Source organism: Brevibacterium sp. NPDC049920 (genome assembly GCF_040656435.1).
GTDB lineage: Bacteria > Actinomycetota > Actinomycetes > Actinomycetales > Brevibacteriaceae > Brevibacterium > Brevibacterium pityocampae.
Genome location: NZ_JBFAMF010000004.1, coordinates 105,364 through 124,808 on the forward strand (window position 1 = coordinate 105,364; position 19,445 = coordinate 124,808).

Genomic DNA, 19,445 nt, shown 5'->3' on the forward strand with positions numbered 1-19,445 from the left:
CCTTCAGGTGATGCCTCGCAGGGCTGCTGCCAGGGTGGCGTCGAAACATGCGGTGCGGTCGTCGGCCGGAAGGCAGGCCAGCGCTCCGACGCTGCACAGCACCGCGATTCCGTGGATCGGCGCCCACAGCGCGACGACCTCTGGGTCGACCTGAGGCGTTCCCGCCGCCGATGCAGGCGCAGGAGCACAGTCCGATTCCGGGGGCTGTGTGCCCGCGTGGTGGTCGGCTGAGCCCTCCGACTGCTGGACGGCAGGTTCGAGTGCGTCTGTTCGATCCGCTGCGAGGAGTTCCTGCCGGCGTGCGTCGAGGAGCTCCTGGAGGACCGCAAGGGGGTCCGCGGTGTCCTTGCCCAGTGTGGCGCTGCCCAGCGGCACGGCATCGATGAGGCAGGCGAAAGAGCTCGACTGGGTGACGGCGAACTCGAAGTACGCGCGGCCTGCGGCAGCGAGCCGCGCGGTTGCCGGAGTCCGCGGCGGGAGCGACGCGAGGCCGTTGCGCATGTGGTCGGCGAGTCGTTCGAGCACCTCGTGGCGCACGGCTGCCAGCAGATCCTGGTGGTTCGCGAAGTGACGGTAGGCGGCCGAGGCGGAGACTCCGGCCCGGCGTGCGGCCTCGCGCAGGACGACGGCGGGGGGACCACCGGTCGCAGCGAGGTCGACGCCGATCCTGATCAGTGCGGTACGGAGATCGCCATGACGGTAAGTGGTGCGTGCATGGGCGCGGTTGACGGTGTTCACATTGCAAGTGTACGCTAGCCGTTGTGAACACTGTTCACAACATGTGTGCGTAAGGAGAAGGAGCCGACTCATGGACGTGCTGACGTTCGCAGTGGTACTGGTCTCGGGTTTCGTCGGCTGCGCGGAGTTCGGGTCCGTCGCCTTCGTCCATCCAATCATCCGGAAACTTCCCGAGGACGCGCAGTTCATCATGGAGAAGGGGCTGCTCGAAACGTTTGGCAGGACCATGCCCGTCGGCATGACCGCCGCGCCGATCCTCGCCGGAGTCGCCGCCGCGCGTGATTCTTCCAGCTGGTTCATTGCGGCTGCGTTCGTCCTCACGGTGGCCCTGGTGGTCACCATCGTCGGCAACGTCCCGATCAATGAACGCACTCGCAGATTGACCGAGGCGCCCGAATCATTCATCCGGATGCGGCGCCGGTGGGACGTCTTCCAAGGGATTCGGGGCTCGTTGCAGCTGCTCGGATTCGTCCTCGTCGTTCTCGCCGTTGCCGCAGGGTGATCGCGGGCGGGCCGGCGGGGCGTTGCTGACCCGACCCCGGACGCCGGGAGAAGTCGGTGCTCGTGTTCACCGCTCGGTCAACGCCCCGACCAGCTCCTCCACTCGGGCGTCGATGTCATCGCGGACCAGGCGCATGCGCTCGATCCCCTCGATGCCGCGTTCGGAGGGCTCGTCGGTGTGCCAGGTCTCGATCTCCGCGCGCATGCCTTCGACGGGTTCGACGTGCGCCTCGGCGCCGAGCACGATCACCCGGTCCACCCGGCGCAGCAGCTCCGGGTCGATCGGCTTCGGTGAGCCCTCGCTCATATCCGCTCCGACCTCGGCGACGGCCTCCGCGGAGAGCCCGTTGATCGCCCAGCCCGGCCGGGTGCCGGCGGAGTGCACCTCGATCGCGTCACCGGCGCGGCGGCGGAGGAGGGCGGCGGCCATCTGCGACTTCCCGCCGTTCTTCACGCAGACGAAGAGCACGCTCGGGCGGGAGGCCGAGGCGGCGGGAGGGGTGGCGGTCATGGGGTCTCCTGGGTTCACGGTTCGACGGGTTCCTGGGTTCATGGGCGGAATTCGTGGTCTCAGCGGTGACGCGCGGTGCCCGGCGGGGCGACTGCGGAGCCGGCACGCACCTCGGGACCGGCGCCGGGCACGGTCGGGTCCCCGGGGAACAGGCGCTTCCCGGCCCACAGCGACACGTAGACGAGGGCGACGAGCACGGGCACCTCGATGAGCGGGCCGACCACTCCGGCGAGCGCTTGGCCCGAGGTCACGCCGAAGGTGCCGATCGCCACGGCGATCGCGAGCTCGAAGTTGTTGCCCGAGGCGGTGAAGGCCGTCGTCGTCGACCGCGCGTAGTCGAGCCCGACCGCCTTCGCCGACAGCAGCCCGACGGCGAACATCACCACGAAGTAGGCGAGCAGCGGCAGCGCGATGCGCGCGACGTCCCACGGCTGGGAGGTGATCGCCTCGCCCTGGAGTGCGAACAGCAGCACGATGGTGAACAGCAGGCCGTAGAGCGCCCACGGCCCGAGCTTGGGCAGGAAGCGCTCCTCGTACCACTCGCGCCCCTTGGCCCTCTCCCCGAGCACGCGGGTGAGGAAGCCGGCGAGCAGCGGGATGCCGAGGAACACGAGGACGGAGACGACGATCGCCCAGAAGGAGAAGTCCGCCGAGGTCGTCGGCAGCCCCAGCCACGACGGCAGCGCCTGGAGGTAGAACCAGCCGAGCGCGCCGAACGCGACGACCTGGAACACCGAGTTGATCGCGACCAGCACGGCCGCGGCCTCCCGGTCGCCGCAGGCCAGATCGTTCCAGATGAGGACCATCGCGATGCACCGGGCGAGGCCGACGATGATGAGCCCCGTGCGGTACTCCGGCAGGTCGGCGAGGAAGATCCACGCGAGGACGAACATCAGCGCCGGGCCCACGACCCAGTTGAGCGCGAGGGACAGGAGCAGCAGGCGCTTGTCCCCGGTGACCCGGTGGGTCTCGTCATAGCGGACCTTCGCGAGCACCGGGTACATCATGACGAGCAGGCCGATGGCGATCGGGACGGACACCTGGCCGATCGCGACTGCATCGAGCGCCGCGCCGAGCCCGGGGACGAACCGGCCGAGCAGGAGGCCGGCGACCATCGCCAGCAGGATCCAGGCCGGCAGCCAGCGGTCGAGGAAGGACATCTCCCTCATCACCGGTACCGCCTCCGGCCGGGCATCGGTCGTGGTCATCGGCGTGCACTCCTCATATCGATATCCGTCGATGAAAGGCTACGCCCATTGATCGACGGGTGTCAATGTATAATGGGGCGATGACTGCAGCGACCGCTCCCGAGGTGATCCCCGGCTCGCCGCGCCCGTCCTCGCCCCGGCAGACCGTTCCGTCGAATGCCGGTGCCGCAGCCGAGGCGCCCTGCTGCTCGCTCACCGCCGCGCCGCTCGATGTCGAGCATGCCGAGCATATGGCGCTCAAGCTCAAGGCCCTCTCCGACCCGACGCGGCTGCGGCTGCTCTCCCACGTCGCCGCCCAGGGGTGCGAGGCGGTGTGTGCCTGCGACCTCACCGATGAGCTCGGCATCAGCCAGCCCACCGTGAGCCACCACCTCAAGAAGCTCGTCGACGCCGGCCTCCTCACCCGCGAGCAGCGCGGCCGCTGGGCCCACTACACCGTGATCCGCGAGGCCTTCGACGACCTCAGCGGCTTCCTCGCCCTGCGCTGACCCTGCTCCCGGGCACCCGCCGGCGCATCTCCACGTCGGGCGAGCGCCGCCACGGGCGGGGGTGCACTGGGGCTCACACGCCCGAGGCGTACCCGTCGCGCTGCGGGTCGGCGCCGCCGGCCAGCGTCCCTTCGAACCGGGTGAGTGCATGTACGCCGGCGAAGGCGTAGGACAGCGCCGAGCGCCGCACCTCGTAGCCCATGTCCTCCACCGCGGTCTGCACGCGCCGCGGGATCCGGTTGGAGATGTCGATCGCGTTCGAGGTGGCGACCACGCGCGGTGCCATGACCGCCTCCTGCGCGCTCATCCCGAAGTCGAGGATGTTCGAGATCCCCTGGGCCACCGCCGGGGTGATCCACGAAGCGCCCGGTGCGCCGATCGCCACCACCGGCTCATCGCCGGACATGACGACGACCGGGGCCATCGTCGTGTTGCGGCGCTTGCCCGGCTGGATCGAGTTCACGTGGCCCGGCCGCGGATCGAAGGTGCTCATGCCGCCGTTGAGCACGAAACCGGTGCCCGCCGGGATGTAGCCGGACGGGTTGCCGAGCGTGTGGGTGAGGGAGATCGTCAGCCCCGACTCGTCGGCCGCGCAGAGGTGCGTGGTGTGCCGGGATTCGTGGGATGAGACCTGCGGCCGGGCGGCGTCGACGTCGGCCTTCTCCCCGGAGCGCACGGCCCGGGCCGCCGCGTCGAGGGAGTCGGCGGTGAGGAGGGCCGCGAAGTCCTCCGGTGAGGCATCGGCCTCGTTCCACAGCCGCTCCTTGTCCCGCAGCGAGGTCTTCATCGCCTCGGCGAGGATCCGGATGTGCTCGGGGCTGTTGTGCTCGAGTGCGGAGAGGTCGAACCGGTCCATGATGCCCAGCGTCTGGAGCAGCTGGACCCCGCCGGCCGGTGCCGGGGCGGCGGAGACGGTGAGGCCCCGGTAGCTCGCGGAGAGCGGTGCGGGCTCGAGGAGCTCGTAGTCGGCGAGGTCCGCGGCGGTGAGGAATCCGCCGTCGGCGGCCACCGAATCGGCGACCGCCGTGGCGAGCTCACCGGTGTACAGCGCCTCCGCGCCGTGATCGCGGAGGTGGATGAGGGTGTCGGCGAGCTCCGGGTTGATGATCGTGTCGCCGACGCTCGGGAAGCTGCCGCCCTCGCCCAGATAGATGCGGCGGCCATCAGGCGTGATCGCGAGCTTCTCGCCCATGTTCATCCGCCCGTAGCGGCGCTCGTTCTGGGTGAGCACGGTGTACGTGTGGGGGCGGACGAGCCATCCCTCGCGGGCCAGCCGGATCGCCGCGGCGAAGAGATCGGCCCACGGCAGCGAGCCGAACCGTGCGTGGAGGCGGCCGAAGGCGCGCAGGGTGCCCGGCGTCATCACCGATTGGGCGCCGGTCTCGTTGACGAAGCCCGCCACCCGGTAGCCGAAGCCGTCCGTGGTGGGACCCAGCAGGTCGGCCTCCCACATGTCCGGGCGCACCCCGGCCGGACTCGTGCCGAGGCCGTCGATGATGTGGCGGGTGCCGTCCGGGGTGACGATCTGCATGTCGGCCATCCCGCCGATCCCGCACATGAGCGGGTCGACGACGCCCTGGACCATGGCCGCGGCGATCGCGGCGTCCACGGCGTTGCCGCCCGCGGCGAGCACCTCGACCCCGGCGTCGGTAGCCTCGGGCTGCGGGGTGGTGATCATCGAGCGGAAGCGGCGGGCGCGCGGTGTGGGGGTCAGCATGGGATCCACGCTAGCGGAGGAGAGCCGACCTGCTCAGTGGGGTCCGGTCGCCCTGATCCCACCCGGGCGGTGCGGCACGAGCACCGGCACCAGTCGGACCAGGAGCACCATGCCGAGGAGCTCGACGAGCGTCTGCGCGACGACCGCGAGCGGAGCGAGGGCGAGTTCCGCGGGCATGGCGAGGGCGAGCGGCAGGACGACGAGCGAGTTCCGGGTGGCGGTCGAGAAGACCACGGCGCGCGCACCGGGCACGTCGAGGCGGGCGCTGCGCGCGGCGAGCAGCCCAACCCCCACTGCGAGGACGAGGAAGACCGTATAGAGGGGAACGACACGGAGCACCGCGGTGATCTGCCCGCCGACCGCCGCGATCTGCGAGCCGATGACGACGACGAGGGTCACCATCATCAACGGCACCATGAGCGCCCCCGAGGCGTCGGTCGCCACCCGAGCCGACCGGTGCCGCCGCGCCAGGGCCTGCACGGCGGCTGCCGCCCCGAGGGGCAGGACGATGAGGACGAGGAATGCCCGGCCGAACGGCGCGAGGTCGACCGCGGACGCCGCGGTGCCGCCGGTGAATGCGAGGAGATAGGCCGGCAGGAGGAGCATCTGCACGAGCATGAGCAGCGGGGCCGCGGCGAGGAGCCGGTCGCGCGCGCCTCCCGCGAGACCGGTGAACACGATGACGTAGTCGATGCACGGGGTGAGGAGGACGAGGAGGACGCCCGCCGCGAGTCCGGGGTCGTCGGTGACGACGCGGGAGAGCGCGAAGACGATGATCGGGACGACGAGGAAGTTCGCCACGAGGACCGTGAGGAGGAAGCGGACATCGCGCAGCGCCCGGCCGACGGTGATGAGCGGGATGCCCACGAAGGTGGCGAAGAGGAGCAGGAAGAGCGCGGGCTCGATCGCGTGGGCGAGTGCGGGCGCCTGCGCCGGCAGACCGAGGCCGATCCCGGCCCCGACGGCGATCGCCACGAGATAGAGGGTGACCTGGTGGCAATCCCACCACTCCACGATTCTCTCCACGGGACCATCGTCCCAGACGACGCGCGGTGCACCGCAGACGCCGGGCGAGCACCGGCGGGCCCCGCGGGCGGGAGCACCCAGCACGACACCGCCGCAGTCGGCGATGACTGCGGCGGTGCCGGTCGTGTGCTCCGAGAGGTGCTGGGAACGGCCGCGGTGCTCAGCCGACGACGGTCTGGTGCTGCTCGGCCGGGGACAGGCTGCCCTGGAAGGTCTCGAGCTGGCCGGCGGTGGCCCGTGCATCGACTCCGGTGTTCGGGTCGAGGATGCGGAATGTGCCGTCGGCGGAGTCGTAGTCGGTGATGACCACGGCGTGGACGATGTGCGGGTTGACGCCCTGGGCGGCCCGGTAGTCGTAGACGTAGGGGAGCGCGTCCATGTAGCCGGTGATGATCGCGGACTTGCCGTCGCGCACCTCGTCGAGGGCACCGGTGAAGTCGGTGTCGGCATTCGCCGGGACGCCCTGCGCGTCGAGGATGCTGACCATGTGGGCTTCCACGGTCGGTCCCGAGGCGAGTCCGGTCTGTCCGCGGGCGGTCTCGATCGCAGCGCGCGGCCCCTGATCGTAGCCCTGCGGCTGGTAGCCCTCGGCGAGCATCGCGATGACCGCGGAGGTGGGGCCGCAGTCGGCGTCCTGAGTGGGCTGGCCCTGGAACTGGTCGATCGCCACGTAGGACGGGCTCTGCGTGCCGGAGGCCTCTGCGGCGGCGACGGGTGCGGTGCCGAGACCGATCGCGTCGGCCCCGAACCCGAATCCGGTGACCGCGACGGCGCCGGCGGCTCCGAGGACGCCGATCCGCTGGAGGAGGGGGCGGGTGGAGGAGTGTGCAGTCTGTACTGTGCGCATGAGTCTCGAACCTTTCGTATGGATTCCGTTTCGCAGCGGGCCGCGAGCTGTGATCGCAACCACGTCCACAACCTTGTCACCGGCGGATTCGTCCGACAAGCGGGCCTGCCATGCCGCCGGTGAACGCCAGGTGGACGGCATTTCGGAAATCGGTGCGTTGACGCTTCAACGATCGGGGCCGAGGCGCTCGCGCCTGCGCGTCGCCGCCCACAGCCTTCAATCAGTGTGCGACTCGATTTGAATACCTCTGTACTTGCTGGGAATGCGCGTGGCCGGGTCCCGGGCGGGGAGGCCGCGGCCCATGATCCGGGGACCCACCGCGACCGGCTCGTCCCCTACCGCCGAGGTGCGAGTCGGGTCAGACTGGCAGGAGCATCACCGGTCGCAGTCGACGGCCGGCACCGAGGGGGCAGGAGGCGCACATGCGGATCGGGATCGTGGGAGCAGGGATCGGCGGGCTGTGCGCGGCGATCGGGCTGCAGCGCGCGGGAGCACAGGTGACGGTGTTCGAGCAGGCTCCGGTGCTCCGCGCCGGCGGGTCCGGTCTGTCCGTGTTCGCCAACGGACTCCGCGCCCTCGACGTCATCGGCGTGGGTGACGCCTTCCGGCAGGCCACCTCGGCCGAGGTGCGGGAGCTGCGCGGAGGGCAGCGCCGGCCCGACGGCGCCTGGCTCGCGCGTATCCCCACCGAGGCCGTCGCGGAGCTCCGGGTCATCGACCGGGCGGTGCTCCACGATCTCCTCCTCGGCCACCTCGCCCCCGGCACGGTGCGCTCGGGATGCCGCATTGTCCGGGCGGATCCCGACGGGTCCGTGGTTGTGGACCCGGGCAGGGAGCCCGAGGCAGACGGCGCCCCGGCTTCCGGACAGGACGCCGAGGCCGGGCCGTCCGGGACATCGGACGAATCCTTCGACCTCGTCGTCGCCGCCGACGGGCTGCGGAGCACGGTCCGGCGCTCCTGGCCGGGCGACCCCGGCATCCGGTACGCCGGCTACTCCGCGTGGCGGGGCATCACCGACCGGCCGGTGGACCTGCACGGCGAGGCCGGGGAGACCTGGGGCATCAGGCAGCGCTTCGGCCTGGCACCCCTGTCCGACGGGCGCGTGTACTGGTTCGCGGTGGCGACGATGGCACAGGACGTGCGGATCGAGGACGAGATGGCGGCAGTCCGCGCGACGTTCGGGCACTGGCACGCACCCATCCCCGCGCTGCTCGAGGCGACGCCCGCGGACCGCGTCCACCGGTTGCCGATCAACGAGCTCGCCGGTCCGCTCCCGTCCTACGTCCGCGGCCGGACGGTGCTGCTCGGCGACGCCGCGCACGCTATGACACCGAACCTGGGACAGGGCGGGGGCCAGGCGATGGAGGACGCCGCCGTCCTCACCGTGGCGCTCGGCGGGCTCGCGCGGGATGACGCCCCAGATCCGGTGCAAGTGGGCTCCGCGCTCGCCCGCTACGACGCCCTGCGCCGACCGCGCTCCCAGCGCATCGCCCGGATGTCGCGCCTGGTGGGACAGATGGGGCACGTGAGGGGTGCTGCGGTGAGCCGGGTCCGAGACCAGGTGCTCCGCCTCACCCCGGAGCGCGCGCTCGTCCGGCAGATCCGACAGGTGCAGGGTTGGGAGCCGCCGGCGGGGTGAGGGCGGGCCGAGGGCCGCTCGGCGCCCCTCGGCCCACGCCCCTCAGGCCACGTGCGCGTCTGCCACTGCGAGCGCCTCGTCGAGCACCTCGAGACCGCGGATCACGTCCTCGTCCGGGGTGTTGAGCGGCGGCACGACGTGGATGCGGTTGAAGTTCGCGAACGCCAGCACACCGCCGGCCAGCAGTGCCTTCATGAGCTCCGCCATCGCCTTCGAGCTGCCGCCGTAGGGCGCCAGCGGCTCCCGGGTCGTCCGATCCTTGACGAGCTCGACCGCCCAGAAGCACCCGAGACCGCGCACATCACCCACGGACTGGTGGCGCTCGGCGATCTCCCGCAGGCGCGGGCCGATGACATCGGTCCCCAGCCGTGCGGCGTTCTCGACCATCCCCTCCTCGCGCATCGCGGTGATCGTCGCGACCGCCGCCGCGCAGGCGAGCGGGTGACCCGAGTAGGTCAGGCCGCCCGGATAGGTGCGATCGACGAAGGTCTCGTAGATCGGCCGGGAGATCGCCACCCCGCCCAGCGGCACGTACCCGGAGTTGACCCCCTTGGCGAAGGTGATGAGGTCCGGGGCGACGTCCCAGTGGTCGACGGCGAACCAGGCGCCGGTCCGCCCGAACCCGGCCATGACCTCATCGGCGATGTAGACGATCCCGTGCTTCCGGGTGAGCTCCCGGACGCCTGCGAGGTACCCCGGCGGCGGCGCATAGATCCCGGCCGTGCCGGGCACGGTCTCGAGGACCAGGGCGGCGATCCGGTCCGGTCCCTCGAGGAGGATCATGTCCTCGAGGTGGCGCAGCGCCCGCTCGGTCTCCTGCTCCTCGGTCTCCGATCCGAAGTAGCTCCGATACGGGTAGGCGGGCATGAAATGGACGACGCCTTCGGCCGAGTAGTCGTTGGGGAACCGGCGCGGATCACCGGTGACGTTGACCGCGAGCTGCGTCCCGCCGTGATAGCTGCGGTACGCCGAGAGCACCTTGTGACGGCCCGTGTGCAGCCGCGCCATGCGGATCGCGTGCTCGTTCGCATCCGCCCCGCCGTTGGTGAAGAACACGTGGTCGAGCCCGTCCGGTGTGAGCTCGGTGATGAGGCGCGCAGCCTCGGAGCGGGCATCGTTGACGTGCTGCGGGGCGATGGTGCAGAGCTTCCCCGCCTGCTCCTGGATCGCGGCCACGACGGCCGGGTGCTGATGCCCGATGTTCGTGTTCACGAGCTGGGAGGAGAAGTCGAGGAGCTCGCGCCCCTCGCCGTCCCACACCCGGGAACCCTCGGCCCGGAGCACCGTCATCGGGGAGAACGGTCCCTGGGCCTGCCAGGAGTGGAAGACGTGCGTCCGGTCGAGTTCATGGGCGCGCCGGCCGGCATCGATCTCGGCCTCGGTGATCGCGGCCTCGGATCGAGTGGTGGATTCGACGGTGGTGGTCATGGTGTGTCCTTCAGGTTCGGGTGCCGCTCAGGCGTTGGTCGGGAATCCGAGGTTGATGCCGCCGTGGCTGGGATCGAGCCAGCGCTTGGTGACGACCTTGCCGCGGGTGAAGAAGTGGACGCCCTCGGTGCCGTGGGCGTGGGTGTCGCCGAACAGCGAGTTCTTCCAGCCGCCGAACGAGTAGTACGCCATCGGCACCGGGATCGGGACGTTGACGCCGATCATCCCGACCTGGACCTCGTTCTCGAACCGCCGGGCGGCACCGCCGTCGTTCGTGAAGATCGCCGTGCCGTTCCCGTAGGGGTTCGCATTGATGAGTTCGAGCCCCTCGTCGTATCCGGCGACCCGCACGACGGAGAGCACCGGCCCGAAGATCTCGTCGGTGTAGATCGACATCTCCGGGGTGACTGCGTCGAACAGGGTCGGTGCGACGAAGAAGCCTTCACCGTCGGCGTCGACCTCCGGCGAGCGGCCGTCGACGACGAGGGTCGCGCCGGCTTCCACCCCGGCGTCGATGTACCCGGTGACCTTGTCCCGGTGGGCGGCGGTGATGAGCGGACCCATGTCGGTATCACGGGTCCCGTCGCCGGTGCGCAGCGTGCGGGTGCGCTCCGCGATCTTCTCCACGAGCGCGTCAGCGATCGAGTCGACCGCGACGACCGCGGAGATCGCCATGCACCGTTCACCGGCCGCCCCGTAGCCGGCGTTGACCGCCGCGTCGGCTGCGAGGTCGAGGTCGGCATCGGGGAGGACGAGCATGTGGTTCTTCGCCCCGCCGAGCGCCTGCACCCGCTTTCCGGCTGCGGTCGCGGTCTCGTAGACGTACCGGGCGATCGGCGTGGAGCCGACGAACGACACCGAGGCGACCCGCTCGTCGGTGAGGAGCGTGTCGACGGCCTCCTTGTCGCCGTGGACGACGGTGAAGACGCCGTCCGGCAGGCCCGCCTCCTGCCACAGGGCGGCGATCCAGTTGGCGGCCGAGGGATCCTTCTCCGAGGGCTTGAGCACGACGGTGTTGCCGGCCGCGATCGCGATGGGGAAGAACCACATCGGCACCATCGCCGGGAAGTTGAACGGCGAGATGATCGCGGACACCCCGACCGGCTGGCGCAGCGAATGGACGTCGACCCCGGAGGACGCGTTCTCGGTGTGGCCGCCCTTGAGGAGGTGCGGCATGCCGCACGCGAACTCGACGACCTCCTGGCCGCGGCTGATCTCACCGAGCGCATCGGCGAGCACCTTGCCCTGCTCGGCGGTGATGATCGCGGCCAGCTCCTCCTTGCGGGAGTTGAGCAGCTCGCGGAAGGAGAAGAGCACGGAGACCCGCTTCGACAGCGAGGTGTCCCGCCATCCGGGGAAGGCGGCGGCCGCCGAGGCGATGGCCGCCTCGGTCTCCGCGCGCGAGGCGAGCAGGACCTCACCGGTGCGCTCCCCCGTCGCGGGGTTGTGGAGCTCGCCGCGGCGCGCGTCGTCGGCGATCGGCGCCGGTGCGCCGTCGATCCAGTGGGTGATCGTCGTCATCGTGAGTGCCCTTTCGGCGGGTCGGGGAGGATGTGGTGGGCCGCCGCGCAGTGACGGCTCTCACACACAGGCTGGACCCGGTCCTCCGCGACGTCAACGTGCACAGTGTCAGGTCTCAAGGATGCCAGCTGACAGTCTGTACGGTTGGCCCATGACTCACATCGCTCCCGACTCCCGCTCGGAGTCCCCGGTGACCGTGGCGCGCGTGCTCGAGCTCCCCGACCTCGCGGCCGGTGCGCCCGAGGTGCTCTGCGGGCAGGATCTCCTCGGAACCCCGGTCCGGTGGGTGCACATCGTCGACACCGAGAACACCGGTGCGCTGCTCGAGGGCGGAGAGCTCGTGCTCACGACCGGATCGGTCTTCCGGCACTCCCATGACCAGGCGCGCAGCTTCTTCGACGACATCGAGGCGGCTGGGGTCGCGGCGGTCGTCGTCGAGCTCGTGGGCCCCGACGGAGCGTTCGACGCCGAGGCCCGCCGCCGCATCGGATCCGCCGTGGACGGCCGGGTGCTGCCGGTGGTCGTGCTCCACCGGCGTGCGCGATTCGTGCGCGTGACACAGGCCGCGCACCGGCTCCTCATCGGCGAGCAGGTCGCCCGGCTCGAGAGCGCGCGCCGGGTCCACGAGGTGTTCACCGGCTTGAGCCTCGAGGGTGCGGACGAGCAGCGCATCGTCGACACCGCCGCCGAACTCCTGGGCGCCGCCGTCGTGCTCGAGGACGCCGCTCACCGGGTGCTCGCGTTCAATGCCGCGGGTGGGAGCGTCGACGCCCTGCTCGCCGAATGGCCGGCCCGCGCGACCGGTGAGGGCGGCCGCACACGCGAGGCCGGCCCTGCCGGCTCCCGGGCGGTCCGGCTGCACACCCCTGTGGGGGTGAGCGGGCGGCGCTGGGGTCGCCTCGTGGTCCCGGACGCCGGGAGCGGGGCGGAGGCGGCCGCACATGTCCTCGAGCGCGCGGGGCAGGCGGTCACCCTTGCGCGGATGGCTGCGCAGGACCGGCGCGATCTGCTGCAGCAGGCGCGGACGGGCTTCCTCCAGGAGCTCATGGACGGTACGCTCACGGACCCCGGGCAGGCTCTCGCCCGGGCCGAGGCACTGGGCATGCGCAGCGCTCCGGTGTACCTGCCGTTCGTCCTGCAGCTCGAGCCGGTGCCCGGGGAGGATCCGACCGGGCTGCAGCTGCGCGAGCGGGCGGCCCTGGACGCGATGACGGCTGCCGCCCGTGCGCAGCGGTTGCCGGCGCTCGCCGGCGGTCTGCGCTCGGGGTCCTTCGCCGTCCTCCTCGGTCTCGGCTCCGCCGACGACGTCGACCGGCGGCTGGGGGACCTCCTCGACCGGGCCGACGCGCTCCTCGACGGCGGGCGCCCGGATGCCGCCGGCGCGAAACCGACATCGTGGATCGTCGGGGTCGGACCCGCGGCGGACTCGCTCAGCGGCGCGGCCGCAGGTCTCGAGGAGGCCGGCCGGACCGTCGAGGTCGTCGCCACGATGGAGGTGCACCGCCGCCCGTTCTATCGCTTCGGCGATGTGCGGCTGCGCGGGGTGCTGTCAGCCCTGCGGGAGGAGCCGCGGATGCGCGCCTTCGTCGAATCGGAGCTCGGCGGGCTGCTCTCCTCCGAAGGCCCCGCGGCGCTCGGATTCCTCCGCGTGCTCCTCGAGTGCGGCGGGAACAAGGCGGAGGCGGCCCGCCGTGCGAACCTCAGCAGGCCCGCCCTCTATGCCCGGATCGCCCGGATCGAATCGGTGCTCGGCGTATCCCTCGAGGACGCCGACTCACGGCTCGCGGTGCACGTCGCACTGCTGTGGCTCGAGGTCGGCGGTCGCCTGGACGGGCGGCGCTGAACCAGCGCGAGAACGGCGGCCGGGCGGGGCCTCGCGCAGTCTCCACCCCTCGCCTTGAATACCCCTAGGGGTATATGTCAGACTGGATCCATCAACCCGACAGACCCAGGAGACGCCATGCTTCTCGAACGCATCTACGACGAGGACCTCGCACAGGCCAGCTACTTCATCGGCTGCCAGGCGAAGGGCGAGGCCGTCGTGGTCGACGCCCGCCGCGACATCACCGAATATCTCGAGCTCGCCGCCCGCCACGGCATGACCATCACCGCTGTCACCGAGACCCACATCCACGCCGACTACCTCTCCGGCTCCCGCGAGCTCGCGGCTGCCACCGGTGCTCAGCTCTACGTCTCCGGCGACGGCGACGCGGACTGGCAGTACGGATTCGAGGCCACCCGCCTGCACGACGGTGACACCATCACGATCGGCAACATCACCATCCAGGCGCGCCACACCCCGGGCCACACGCCGGAGCACCTCGTGTTCCTCGTCACCGATGGCGCCTTCGCGGACGAGCCCGGGTACCTGCTCTCCGGCGACTTCGTGTTCGCCGGGGACCTGGGCCGCCCCGACCTCCTCGACGAGGCGGCCGGCGGCGTCGACACCCGGTTCGGCGGGGCGAAGCAGCTCTTCTCCAGTCTCAAGACGGTGTTCCTCGAGCTCCCGGACCACGTCCAGGTGTTCCCGGCCCACGGTGCCGGCAGCGCGTGCGGCAAGGCGCTCGGCGCCCTCCCGTCGACCACCGTCGGCTACGAGCGGAACTTCGCCTGGTGGGCCCCGTACCTGCGGAACGACGACGAGCAGGGCTTCGTCGACGAGCTCCTCGACGGGCAGCCCGACGCCCATGCGTACTTCGGGCGCATGAAGCGGGAGAACCGCGACGGCCCGCGCATCCACGGCGAGCTGCCGGAGCTGCGCCGGATGTCGACGGACGAGGTCGAGAAGGCGCTGCTGGCGGACGAGGCGATCTTCGTCGACACCCGCCCCAACACCGAGGTGCACGCCGGAACGGTCGCCGGGTCGCTCAACATCCCGGGCCCGGACAAGGCCGCGACCTACGGCGGCTGGGCCTACGACCCCGAGCGCGAATCGCGCGGGCTCATCCTGCTCGCCCCGGACCAGCAGACCGCCGCGGACTTCCGCGACCACCTGCTGCGCGTGGGCATCGACACCGTCATCGGGTTCACCCCCGACATCGACGGACTGCCGTCCACCGTGCCCGCGATGATCGCGCCGTCCGAGCTCGACTCCTTCGACGCCGCCCTCGTGCTCGACGTCCGCAACAAGACGGAGCACGCCGACGGCCACATCCCGGGATCCTCCCAGCTCAGCGCCGGACGCGTGCTGTGGAACCTCGATCAGCTGCCGCAGGACGGTCCGATCGTCACCTACTGCCAGTCCGGAGTCCGCAATTCCGTGGCCGCCAGTGCGCTGCGGCGCGAGGGCTACGACATCGTCGAGCTCGAGGGCAGCTACGCCGGATGGTCGGCATGGCAGGCCGAATCCGCGGAGGCCGCCCGATGACCGCCGCACAGACCGCCCCCGCACCCACGCGGATCACCGCGATCGACGCCGCCGAGCTCCGCTCACGAATCGCCGCGGACGAGCAGCTCACCATCATCGACGTCCGCACCCCCGGCGAGTTCGACACCGTCCACATCCGCGGTTCGTACAACGTGCCGCTGCCGCTCCTGTCGGAGCACACCCGCGAGCTCGCCGAGAGGCTCCGGGGCCACGTGGTCCTCATCTGCCAGTCGGGCAACCGGGCGCAGCAGGCCTGCGGGCGGCTCCACGGCGTCGGACTCGCCGAGGCGACCGTGCTCACCGGCGGCATCGCCGAGTTCGAGGCCGCCGGCGGAGACGTCGTCCACGGCACGCGACGCCGGGCGATGGACCGCCAGGTGCGGATGACCGCCGGGTCACTCGTGCTGCTCGGCGTGCTCGGCAGCAAGCTCATCTCCCCGAAGCTCAGTCTGCTCGCCGGCGCGATCGGGGCCGGACTCGCCTACTCCGCGGCGAGCGATTCGTGCGCGATGGCCTCGGCGCTGTCGAAGATGCCGTGGAACCGCACCGCGGCCGACCCGACGCTCGAGAACTCCATCCGCGCGATCCCAGCAGCACCGCACGCCATCTGACCCGCGTCCACCCGGGTGGGCCCCGGGTGGACGCCACCGCCCACACGACACGAAGGAGGAGGCGCAGTGGACCTCACCCTGATCGGTGTCCTCATCGCCGCCGTGGTGATCGGGGTCTCACTCGGTCTGCTCGGCGGCGGGGGATCGATCCTCACGGTCCCGCTGCTCACCTACGTCGCGGGACTCGACGCCAAGGAGGCGATCGCAGCATCGCTGTTCGTCGTCGGCGTCACCTCGGCGGTCAGTGTCATCGCCCACGCCCGCCGCGGCAACGTCCGCTGGCGGATGGGTCTGATCTTCGGCGCGGCCGGCATGGCAGGGGCGTTCGGCGGCGGCCTGCTGGGCGGACTCATCCCCGGGACCGTCCTCATGATCGCCTTCGCGCTCATGATGCTCGCCACCGCTGGTGCCATGCTCCGCGGGCGGAAGAAGCAGAACGTGACCGGAGACGCGGGAGAGCGGGCGCGCGAACTGCCCGTCGTGCGCATCGTTCTCGACGGCCTGGTCGTCGGCTTCGTCACCGGGCTCGTCGGGGCCGGGGGAGGGTTCCTCGTCGTGCCCGCGCTCGCCCTGCTCGCCGGACTGCCGATGACCGTGGCCGTGGGCACCTCGCTCCTCGTCATCGCGCTCAAGTCCTTCGCCGGGCTCGCGGGGTACCTCACCTCGGTGTCGCTCGACTGGGGACTCGTCCTCGGCGTCACCGCCGCGGCGATCGTCGGCAGCGTGATCGGGGCGAAACTGTCCTCGACGGTGCCGGAGGCCGCTCTGCGGAAGGGCTTCGGAGTCTTCGTGCTCGTCATGGGCGTCATCGTCCTGTGGCAGGAGCTGCCGGGTCCCTACGACCTCGCAGTCCTCGTGGCCGCCGCTCTCGCCGCGGTGCTCGCCGGAGTCTGCCTGCTGCTCGGCGACCGGTGCCCGCTGCCGGTGCGGGAACGCCGGGTGCACCGATCCGCATCTCCCACTCGAGAACCATCGATCCCGAAAGGACCGCAGACATGACCACCATCGATCTCACCGGCGACACCTTCGCCCGGACGATAGCCGACCAGGACATCGTGCTCGTCGACTTCTGGGCGAGCTGGTGCGGGCCGTGCCGGATGTTCGCCCCGGTGTTCGAGGCGGCCTCCGCCGAGCATTCCGACATCGTCTTCGCCAAGGTCGACACCGAGGCCGAGCAGACGCTCGCCTCCGCCGCCCGGATCACCTCGATCCCCACCCTCATGGCGTTCCGCGAAGGCGTGCTCGTCTTCTCCCAGCCCGGTGCGCTGCCGGCTGCGGCGCTCGAAGAGCTCATCCAGAAGGTCAAGGATCTCGACATGGAGGAGATCCACCGGGCCGTCGCCGCACAGCAGGCCTGACACCCGTCTCCAGCGCAGGGGCCCCGACCGGGGCACCCTGCGGGCAACCAGAAAGCGAGACCGACATGCGAACAGCCGATCCCGACACCCAGCGCAAGATCCTCAACCGCCTCAAGCGGGCGCGCGGACAGCTCGACGCCGTGATCCGCGCCGTCGAGACCCAGGGCTCCTGCCGCGAGGTCGTCACCCAGCTCGCTGCGGTGTCCACGGCCGTCGACCGGGCCGGCTTCATGGTCGTGTCCTCGGCCATGCAGCACTGCCTCATCGACCCGGAGGGTGCCGCCGAGGACGAGGACGGCCTCACCACCGACGAGCTCGAGAAGCTGTTCCTCTCACTGTCCTGACACCCACCGGCGCGGCCGTCCATCCGGATCGGCCGCCATCGACCGCGCCCGGCGGGCAGCGGACCCCCGATCACCTGTGCACCACCGACGAAAGGACCACGATCATGTGCCGAGCAGTGACCTGCAAGAAGTGCGGAAAGACCACCTGGGCCGGCTGCGGCCAGCACGTCGACCAGGTGATGAAGGGCGTCCCGCGCGCCGATCGGTGCAGCGGGCACCCGAAGGGCGAGAAGGAAGCCGGGAAGCCGGGATTCCTCGCCCGGCTCCTCGGCCGCTGAGACGGACGGCACCCACCGAGCGGCCGCCCGACGGGACCGCTGCACCCGCCGTCCCCCGCAGTCCGGTCGCCCGGTAGGGTCGAGGGTTCAGCCGCCCGCCTTCGGCACCCCAGGATTGGAGCCACCGTGGACAAACCCAGAGGACAGGACAGCTTCTCCCGGTCCTACCGATTCTTCGCCCGGATCGAGTACATCCTGCTCCACGTCTTCGGCCCCTCGACGGGCAACGGACGCAACGATCCGCGGGTGCGCAACCGCCGCGAGTACGAGCGCCGCCGCGAGCTCCACGAGCAGTGGCTCGCCTCGCAGGGGTCCAGCACCTGAGGACACGGCGGAGGGCCGCCGTCCTCCTATCGAGGATCAGGCCGCGCCGCCGCGATACCCTCGCTCCATGCCGCCCCGCTTCGTCACCGACGCGCACATCCGCGCCCATCTCACGCCCCGGCTCGCCGTCGAGACCATGCTCGCCGCGCTCGCCGACCACGGCCGAGGCGCCCTCACGGCACCCGCCCGCGTCACCGCAGGACCGCTGGTCTTCACCGCCGGCGCCACGCCCACCCATCACGGCTACCGGTCCTATGCCGCCGCCGGCGGGCCGGCCGCAGAGCAGGTCGTCGTAGCCCACAGCGCGGAATCCGGCGCGGTCGAGGCGATCGCGGTGGGGAACCTCCTGGGCCCGCGCCGCACGGGCGCACTCGGAGGTGCGGCCGCCTCGCTGCTCGCCGGGCCGGGGCCGCACACCGTGGCGGTCATCGGCTCCGGCGTGCAGGCCCGCAACCAGCTGTGGGCATTCGGCGGCGTCCTCGACATCGCCGAGGTGCGCATCCACTCGCCCCGCGTGGCCCGCCGCGAGCGTCTGGCCGAGCACGCCCGCACGGTGCTCGGCCTGCCCGCCCGGGCGTACGCCTCGGCGGCGGAGGCGGTGGGCGCGGCGACCATCGTCGTCCTCGCCACGGACTCCGCGAGCCCGGTGATCGACGCCGCCGGGCTCGCCCCCGATGTCCTCGTCCACACGCTCGGGGTCGCGGCCGGCGGTCGCAGCGAGATCCCGCCCGAACTGCTCGCCGGAGCGTTCGTCACCGCCGATTCCCCGGCCCAGCACCTCAGCGAGGCCGACCCGCTGCTGCCACTCGGCGGGGCCGAGGCGATCGTGCCGCTCGGGCGGGTGGCCGCCGGACTCGTGCAGGCCCCGCTCACCGGTCGGCGGGTCTACCTGTCCCGCGGGCTCGCCGGGACCGAGGTGGCGCTGCTCGCCGCGATCGGTGCTGCGGCGGCTGCCGGCTGATCGATGGCGCAGCGACCGGCTCAACCCACCGGCTCAGTCCCCCGGTCCGTCGGCGGTGTACCCGCTGATGGTCTCGGTCCCGTCCGGCGCACGGTGGATCACCGGGCGCAGCCCGCGGCATCTGTTGAGCGGCTCCGGCGGGCCGTCGGTCGAGAAGCGGACGGAGCGCACCTGTCCGGGTGCGACGAAGATCGCCGAGGTGCCGATATTCACCTGCACCGGCGCACCGGGGCTCAGCTCATCGGCCAGGGACGCGTGGTGGACGCCCCACCACCGCTCATCGCCCTCGAGCAGCCGGCCGCTCAGTCGGCCGTCCTCGGCCGCCTCGGTGATGACGGCGTCCTGCCAGCGCTCGGGGTGCTGGCCGAGGAGCCGGGCCTGGATGAAGTGGATCTCGTGCCCCGGGGAGGTGCGGCGGCACTCCTCGGCGCCGGGCACGCGCGCCAGGGTGGTCCGGGGGTCGAGGCCGTGGTCCCGGGGGTCGAAGTCCGGGGTGCGGTGCTCAGTGGATTCGGTCATCATTCCTCACTCGGATCGGTCCGTGCTCTCCGTGAGGGCGATCGGCACGCAGCGCGCT

22 protein-coding genes are annotated in these 19,445 nt (G+C 71.4%); 13 read left to right on the plus strand and 9 right to left on the minus strand.

All coding sequences use genetic code 11. The features are described from left to right. Positions 1–3: 3 nt before the first annotated feature. On the minus strand, positions 4–738 hold the full coding sequence (locus AB0I45_RS05065) for a TetR/AcrR family transcriptional regulator (RefSeq protein WP_254668901.1): 735 nt from the start codon (positions 736–738) through the stop codon (positions 4–6). A gap of 70 nt (positions 739–808) precedes the next feature. Between AB0I45_RS05065 and AB0I45_RS05070 the strand changes: the two genes are divergently transcribed. Continuing rightward, entirely contained in the window at positions 809–1,240 is a 432-nt protein-coding gene (locus tag AB0I45_RS05070) for a DUF1772 domain-containing protein (RefSeq protein ID WP_137318541.1), read from the plus strand. 66 nt (positions 1,241–1,306) lie between these two features. On the opposite strand, the gene AB0I45_RS05075 is transcribed toward AB0I45_RS05070, so the two are convergent. Together AB0I45_RS05075 and arsB are read right to left on the minus strand one after the other, a co-directional pair. After that, entirely contained in the window at positions 1,307–1,750 is a 444-nt protein-coding gene (locus AB0I45_RS05075) for a low molecular weight phosphatase family protein (RefSeq protein WP_345029105.1), read from the minus strand. Between the two features lie 59 nt (positions 1,751–1,809). Beyond that, positions 1,810–2,958 (minus strand): ACR3 family arsenite efflux transporter, encoded by a 1,149-nt coding sequence (gene arsB, locus AB0I45_RS05080; protein WP_345029107.1) that lies wholly within the window; start codon positions 2,956–2,958, stop codon positions 1,810–1,812. An 80-nt stretch (positions 2,959–3,038) separates the two neighbouring features. Between arsB and AB0I45_RS05085 the strand changes: the two genes are divergently transcribed. Continuing rightward, positions 3,039–3,446 (plus strand): metalloregulator ArsR/SmtB family transcription factor, encoded by a 408-nt coding sequence (locus AB0I45_RS05085; RefSeq protein ID WP_295687141.1) that lies wholly within the window; start codon positions 3,039–3,041, stop codon positions 3,444–3,446. A 73-nt stretch (positions 3,447–3,519) separates the two neighbouring features. On the opposite strand, the gene AB0I45_RS05090 is transcribed toward AB0I45_RS05085, so the two are convergent. The 3 genes from AB0I45_RS05090 to AB0I45_RS05100 form a co-directional block, all read right to left on the minus strand. After that, the gene (locus AB0I45_RS05090) at positions 3,520–5,163 is read right to left on the minus strand and encodes a gamma-glutamyltransferase (RefSeq protein ID WP_345029108.1); all 1,644 of its coding nucleotides are present in this window, start codon (positions 5,161–5,163) and stop codon (positions 3,520–3,522) included. A gap of 33 nt (positions 5,164–5,196) precedes the next feature. Further along, positions 5,197–6,189, minus strand: a complete 993-nt coding sequence (locus tag AB0I45_RS05095) for a bile acid:sodium symporter (RefSeq protein WP_345029110.1) — start codon at positions 6,187–6,189, stop codon at positions 5,197–5,199. Between the two features lie 160 nt (positions 6,190–6,349). Continuing rightward, positions 6,350–7,036 carry a hypothetical protein gene (locus tag AB0I45_RS05100; RefSeq protein ID WP_101652931.1) on the minus strand — a complete coding sequence of 229 codons (687 nt, stop codon included), beginning with the start codon at positions 7,034–7,036 and terminating at the stop codon, positions 6,350–6,352. On the opposite strand from AB0I45_RS05100, the gene AB0I45_RS05105 reads away from it, so the two are divergent. Next, positions 7,035–7,277, plus strand: a complete 243-nt coding sequence (locus AB0I45_RS05105) for a hypothetical protein (RefSeq protein ID WP_345029112.1) — start codon at positions 7,035–7,037, stop codon at positions 7,275–7,277. The two genes, AB0I45_RS05100 and AB0I45_RS05105, sit on opposite strands and share 2 nt — an antisense overlap. A gap of 181 nt (positions 7,278–7,458) precedes the next feature. Beyond that, positions 7,459–8,676, plus strand: a complete 1,218-nt coding sequence (locus AB0I45_RS05110) for an FAD-dependent monooxygenase (protein ID WP_345029113.1) — start codon at positions 7,459–7,461, stop codon at positions 8,674–8,676. 42 nt (positions 8,677–8,718) lie between these two features. On the opposite strand, the gene AB0I45_RS05115 is transcribed toward AB0I45_RS05110, so the two are convergent. Together AB0I45_RS05115 and AB0I45_RS05120 are read right to left on the minus strand one after the other, a co-directional pair. Then, the gene (locus tag AB0I45_RS05115) at positions 8,719–10,104 is read right to left on the minus strand and encodes an aspartate aminotransferase family protein (protein WP_247424286.1); all 1,386 of its coding nucleotides are present in this window, start codon (positions 10,102–10,104) and stop codon (positions 8,719–8,721) included. Positions 10,105–10,131: 27 nt separating this feature from the next. Further along, entirely contained in the window at positions 10,132–11,625 is a 1,494-nt protein-coding gene (locus AB0I45_RS05120) for a CoA-acylating methylmalonate-semialdehyde dehydrogenase (protein ID WP_345029115.1), read from the minus strand. Between the two features lie 151 nt (positions 11,626–11,776). On the opposite strand from AB0I45_RS05120, the gene AB0I45_RS05125 reads away from it, so the two are divergent. The 9 genes from AB0I45_RS05125 to AB0I45_RS05165 all read left to right on the plus strand — a co-directional run bounded on the left by AB0I45_RS05125 (position 11,777) and on the right by AB0I45_RS05165 (position 18,868). Next, positions 11,777–13,468 carry a PucR family transcriptional regulator ligand-binding domain-containing protein gene (locus tag AB0I45_RS05125; protein ID WP_345029117.1) on the plus strand — a complete coding sequence of 564 codons (1,692 nt, stop codon included), beginning with the start codon at positions 11,777–11,779 and terminating at the stop codon, positions 13,466–13,468. Between the two features lie 117 nt (positions 13,469–13,585). Next, complete coding sequence (locus AB0I45_RS05130; protein ID WP_345029118.1) at positions 13,586–14,992, plus strand: MBL fold metallo-hydrolase; 1,407 nt, start codon at positions 13,586–13,588, stop codon at positions 14,990–14,992. Beyond that, positions 14,989–15,603 carry a rhodanese-like domain-containing protein gene (locus AB0I45_RS05135; protein WP_345029120.1) on the plus strand — a complete coding sequence of 205 codons (615 nt, stop codon included), beginning with the start codon at positions 14,989–14,991 and terminating at the stop codon, positions 15,601–15,603. The genes AB0I45_RS05130 and AB0I45_RS05135 overlap by 4 nt, the downstream gene beginning before the upstream one ends. A 66-nt stretch (positions 15,604–15,669) precedes the next feature. Beyond that, positions 15,670–16,602, plus strand: a complete 933-nt coding sequence (locus tag AB0I45_RS05140) for a sulfite exporter TauE/SafE family protein (RefSeq protein WP_345029121.1) — start codon at positions 15,670–15,672, stop codon at positions 16,600–16,602. Next, a complete protein-coding gene (gene trxA / locus AB0I45_RS05145; protein ID WP_345029123.1) occupies positions 16,599–16,961 on the plus strand; it encodes a thioredoxin in 363 nt (120 codons plus the stop codon). Before AB0I45_RS05140 ends, trxA begins: the two co-directional genes overlap by 4 nt. Before the next feature lie 65 nt (positions 16,962–17,026). Continuing rightward, a complete protein-coding gene (locus AB0I45_RS05150; protein ID WP_137318551.1) occupies positions 17,027–17,305 on the plus strand; it encodes a metal-sensitive transcriptional regulator in 279 nt (92 codons plus the stop codon). Between the two features lie 104 nt (positions 17,306–17,409). After that, positions 17,410–17,583: a hypothetical protein gene (locus AB0I45_RS05155; RefSeq protein WP_345029125.1), complete on the plus strand. Its 174-nt coding sequence runs from the start codon at positions 17,410–17,412 to the stop codon at positions 17,581–17,583. A 126-nt stretch (positions 17,584–17,709) separates the two neighbouring features. Then, entirely contained in the window at positions 17,710–17,907 is a 198-nt protein-coding gene (locus tag AB0I45_RS05160) for a hypothetical protein (RefSeq protein ID WP_137318552.1), read from the plus strand. 67 nt (positions 17,908–17,974) lie between these two features. Next, a complete protein-coding gene (locus AB0I45_RS05165) occupies positions 17,975–18,868 on the plus strand; it encodes a hypothetical protein (RefSeq protein WP_345029126.1) in 894 nt (297 codons plus the stop codon). 33 nt (positions 18,869–18,901) lie between these two features. Here the strand turns inward: AB0I45_RS05165 and AB0I45_RS05170 are convergent, their stop codons facing one another. Further along, positions 18,902–19,387, minus strand: coding sequence for a hypothetical protein (locus AB0I45_RS05170; RefSeq protein ID WP_137318554.1), 486 nt, complete (start codon positions 19,385–19,387; stop codon positions 18,902–18,904). Positions 19,388–19,445 lie beyond the last annotated feature (58 nt).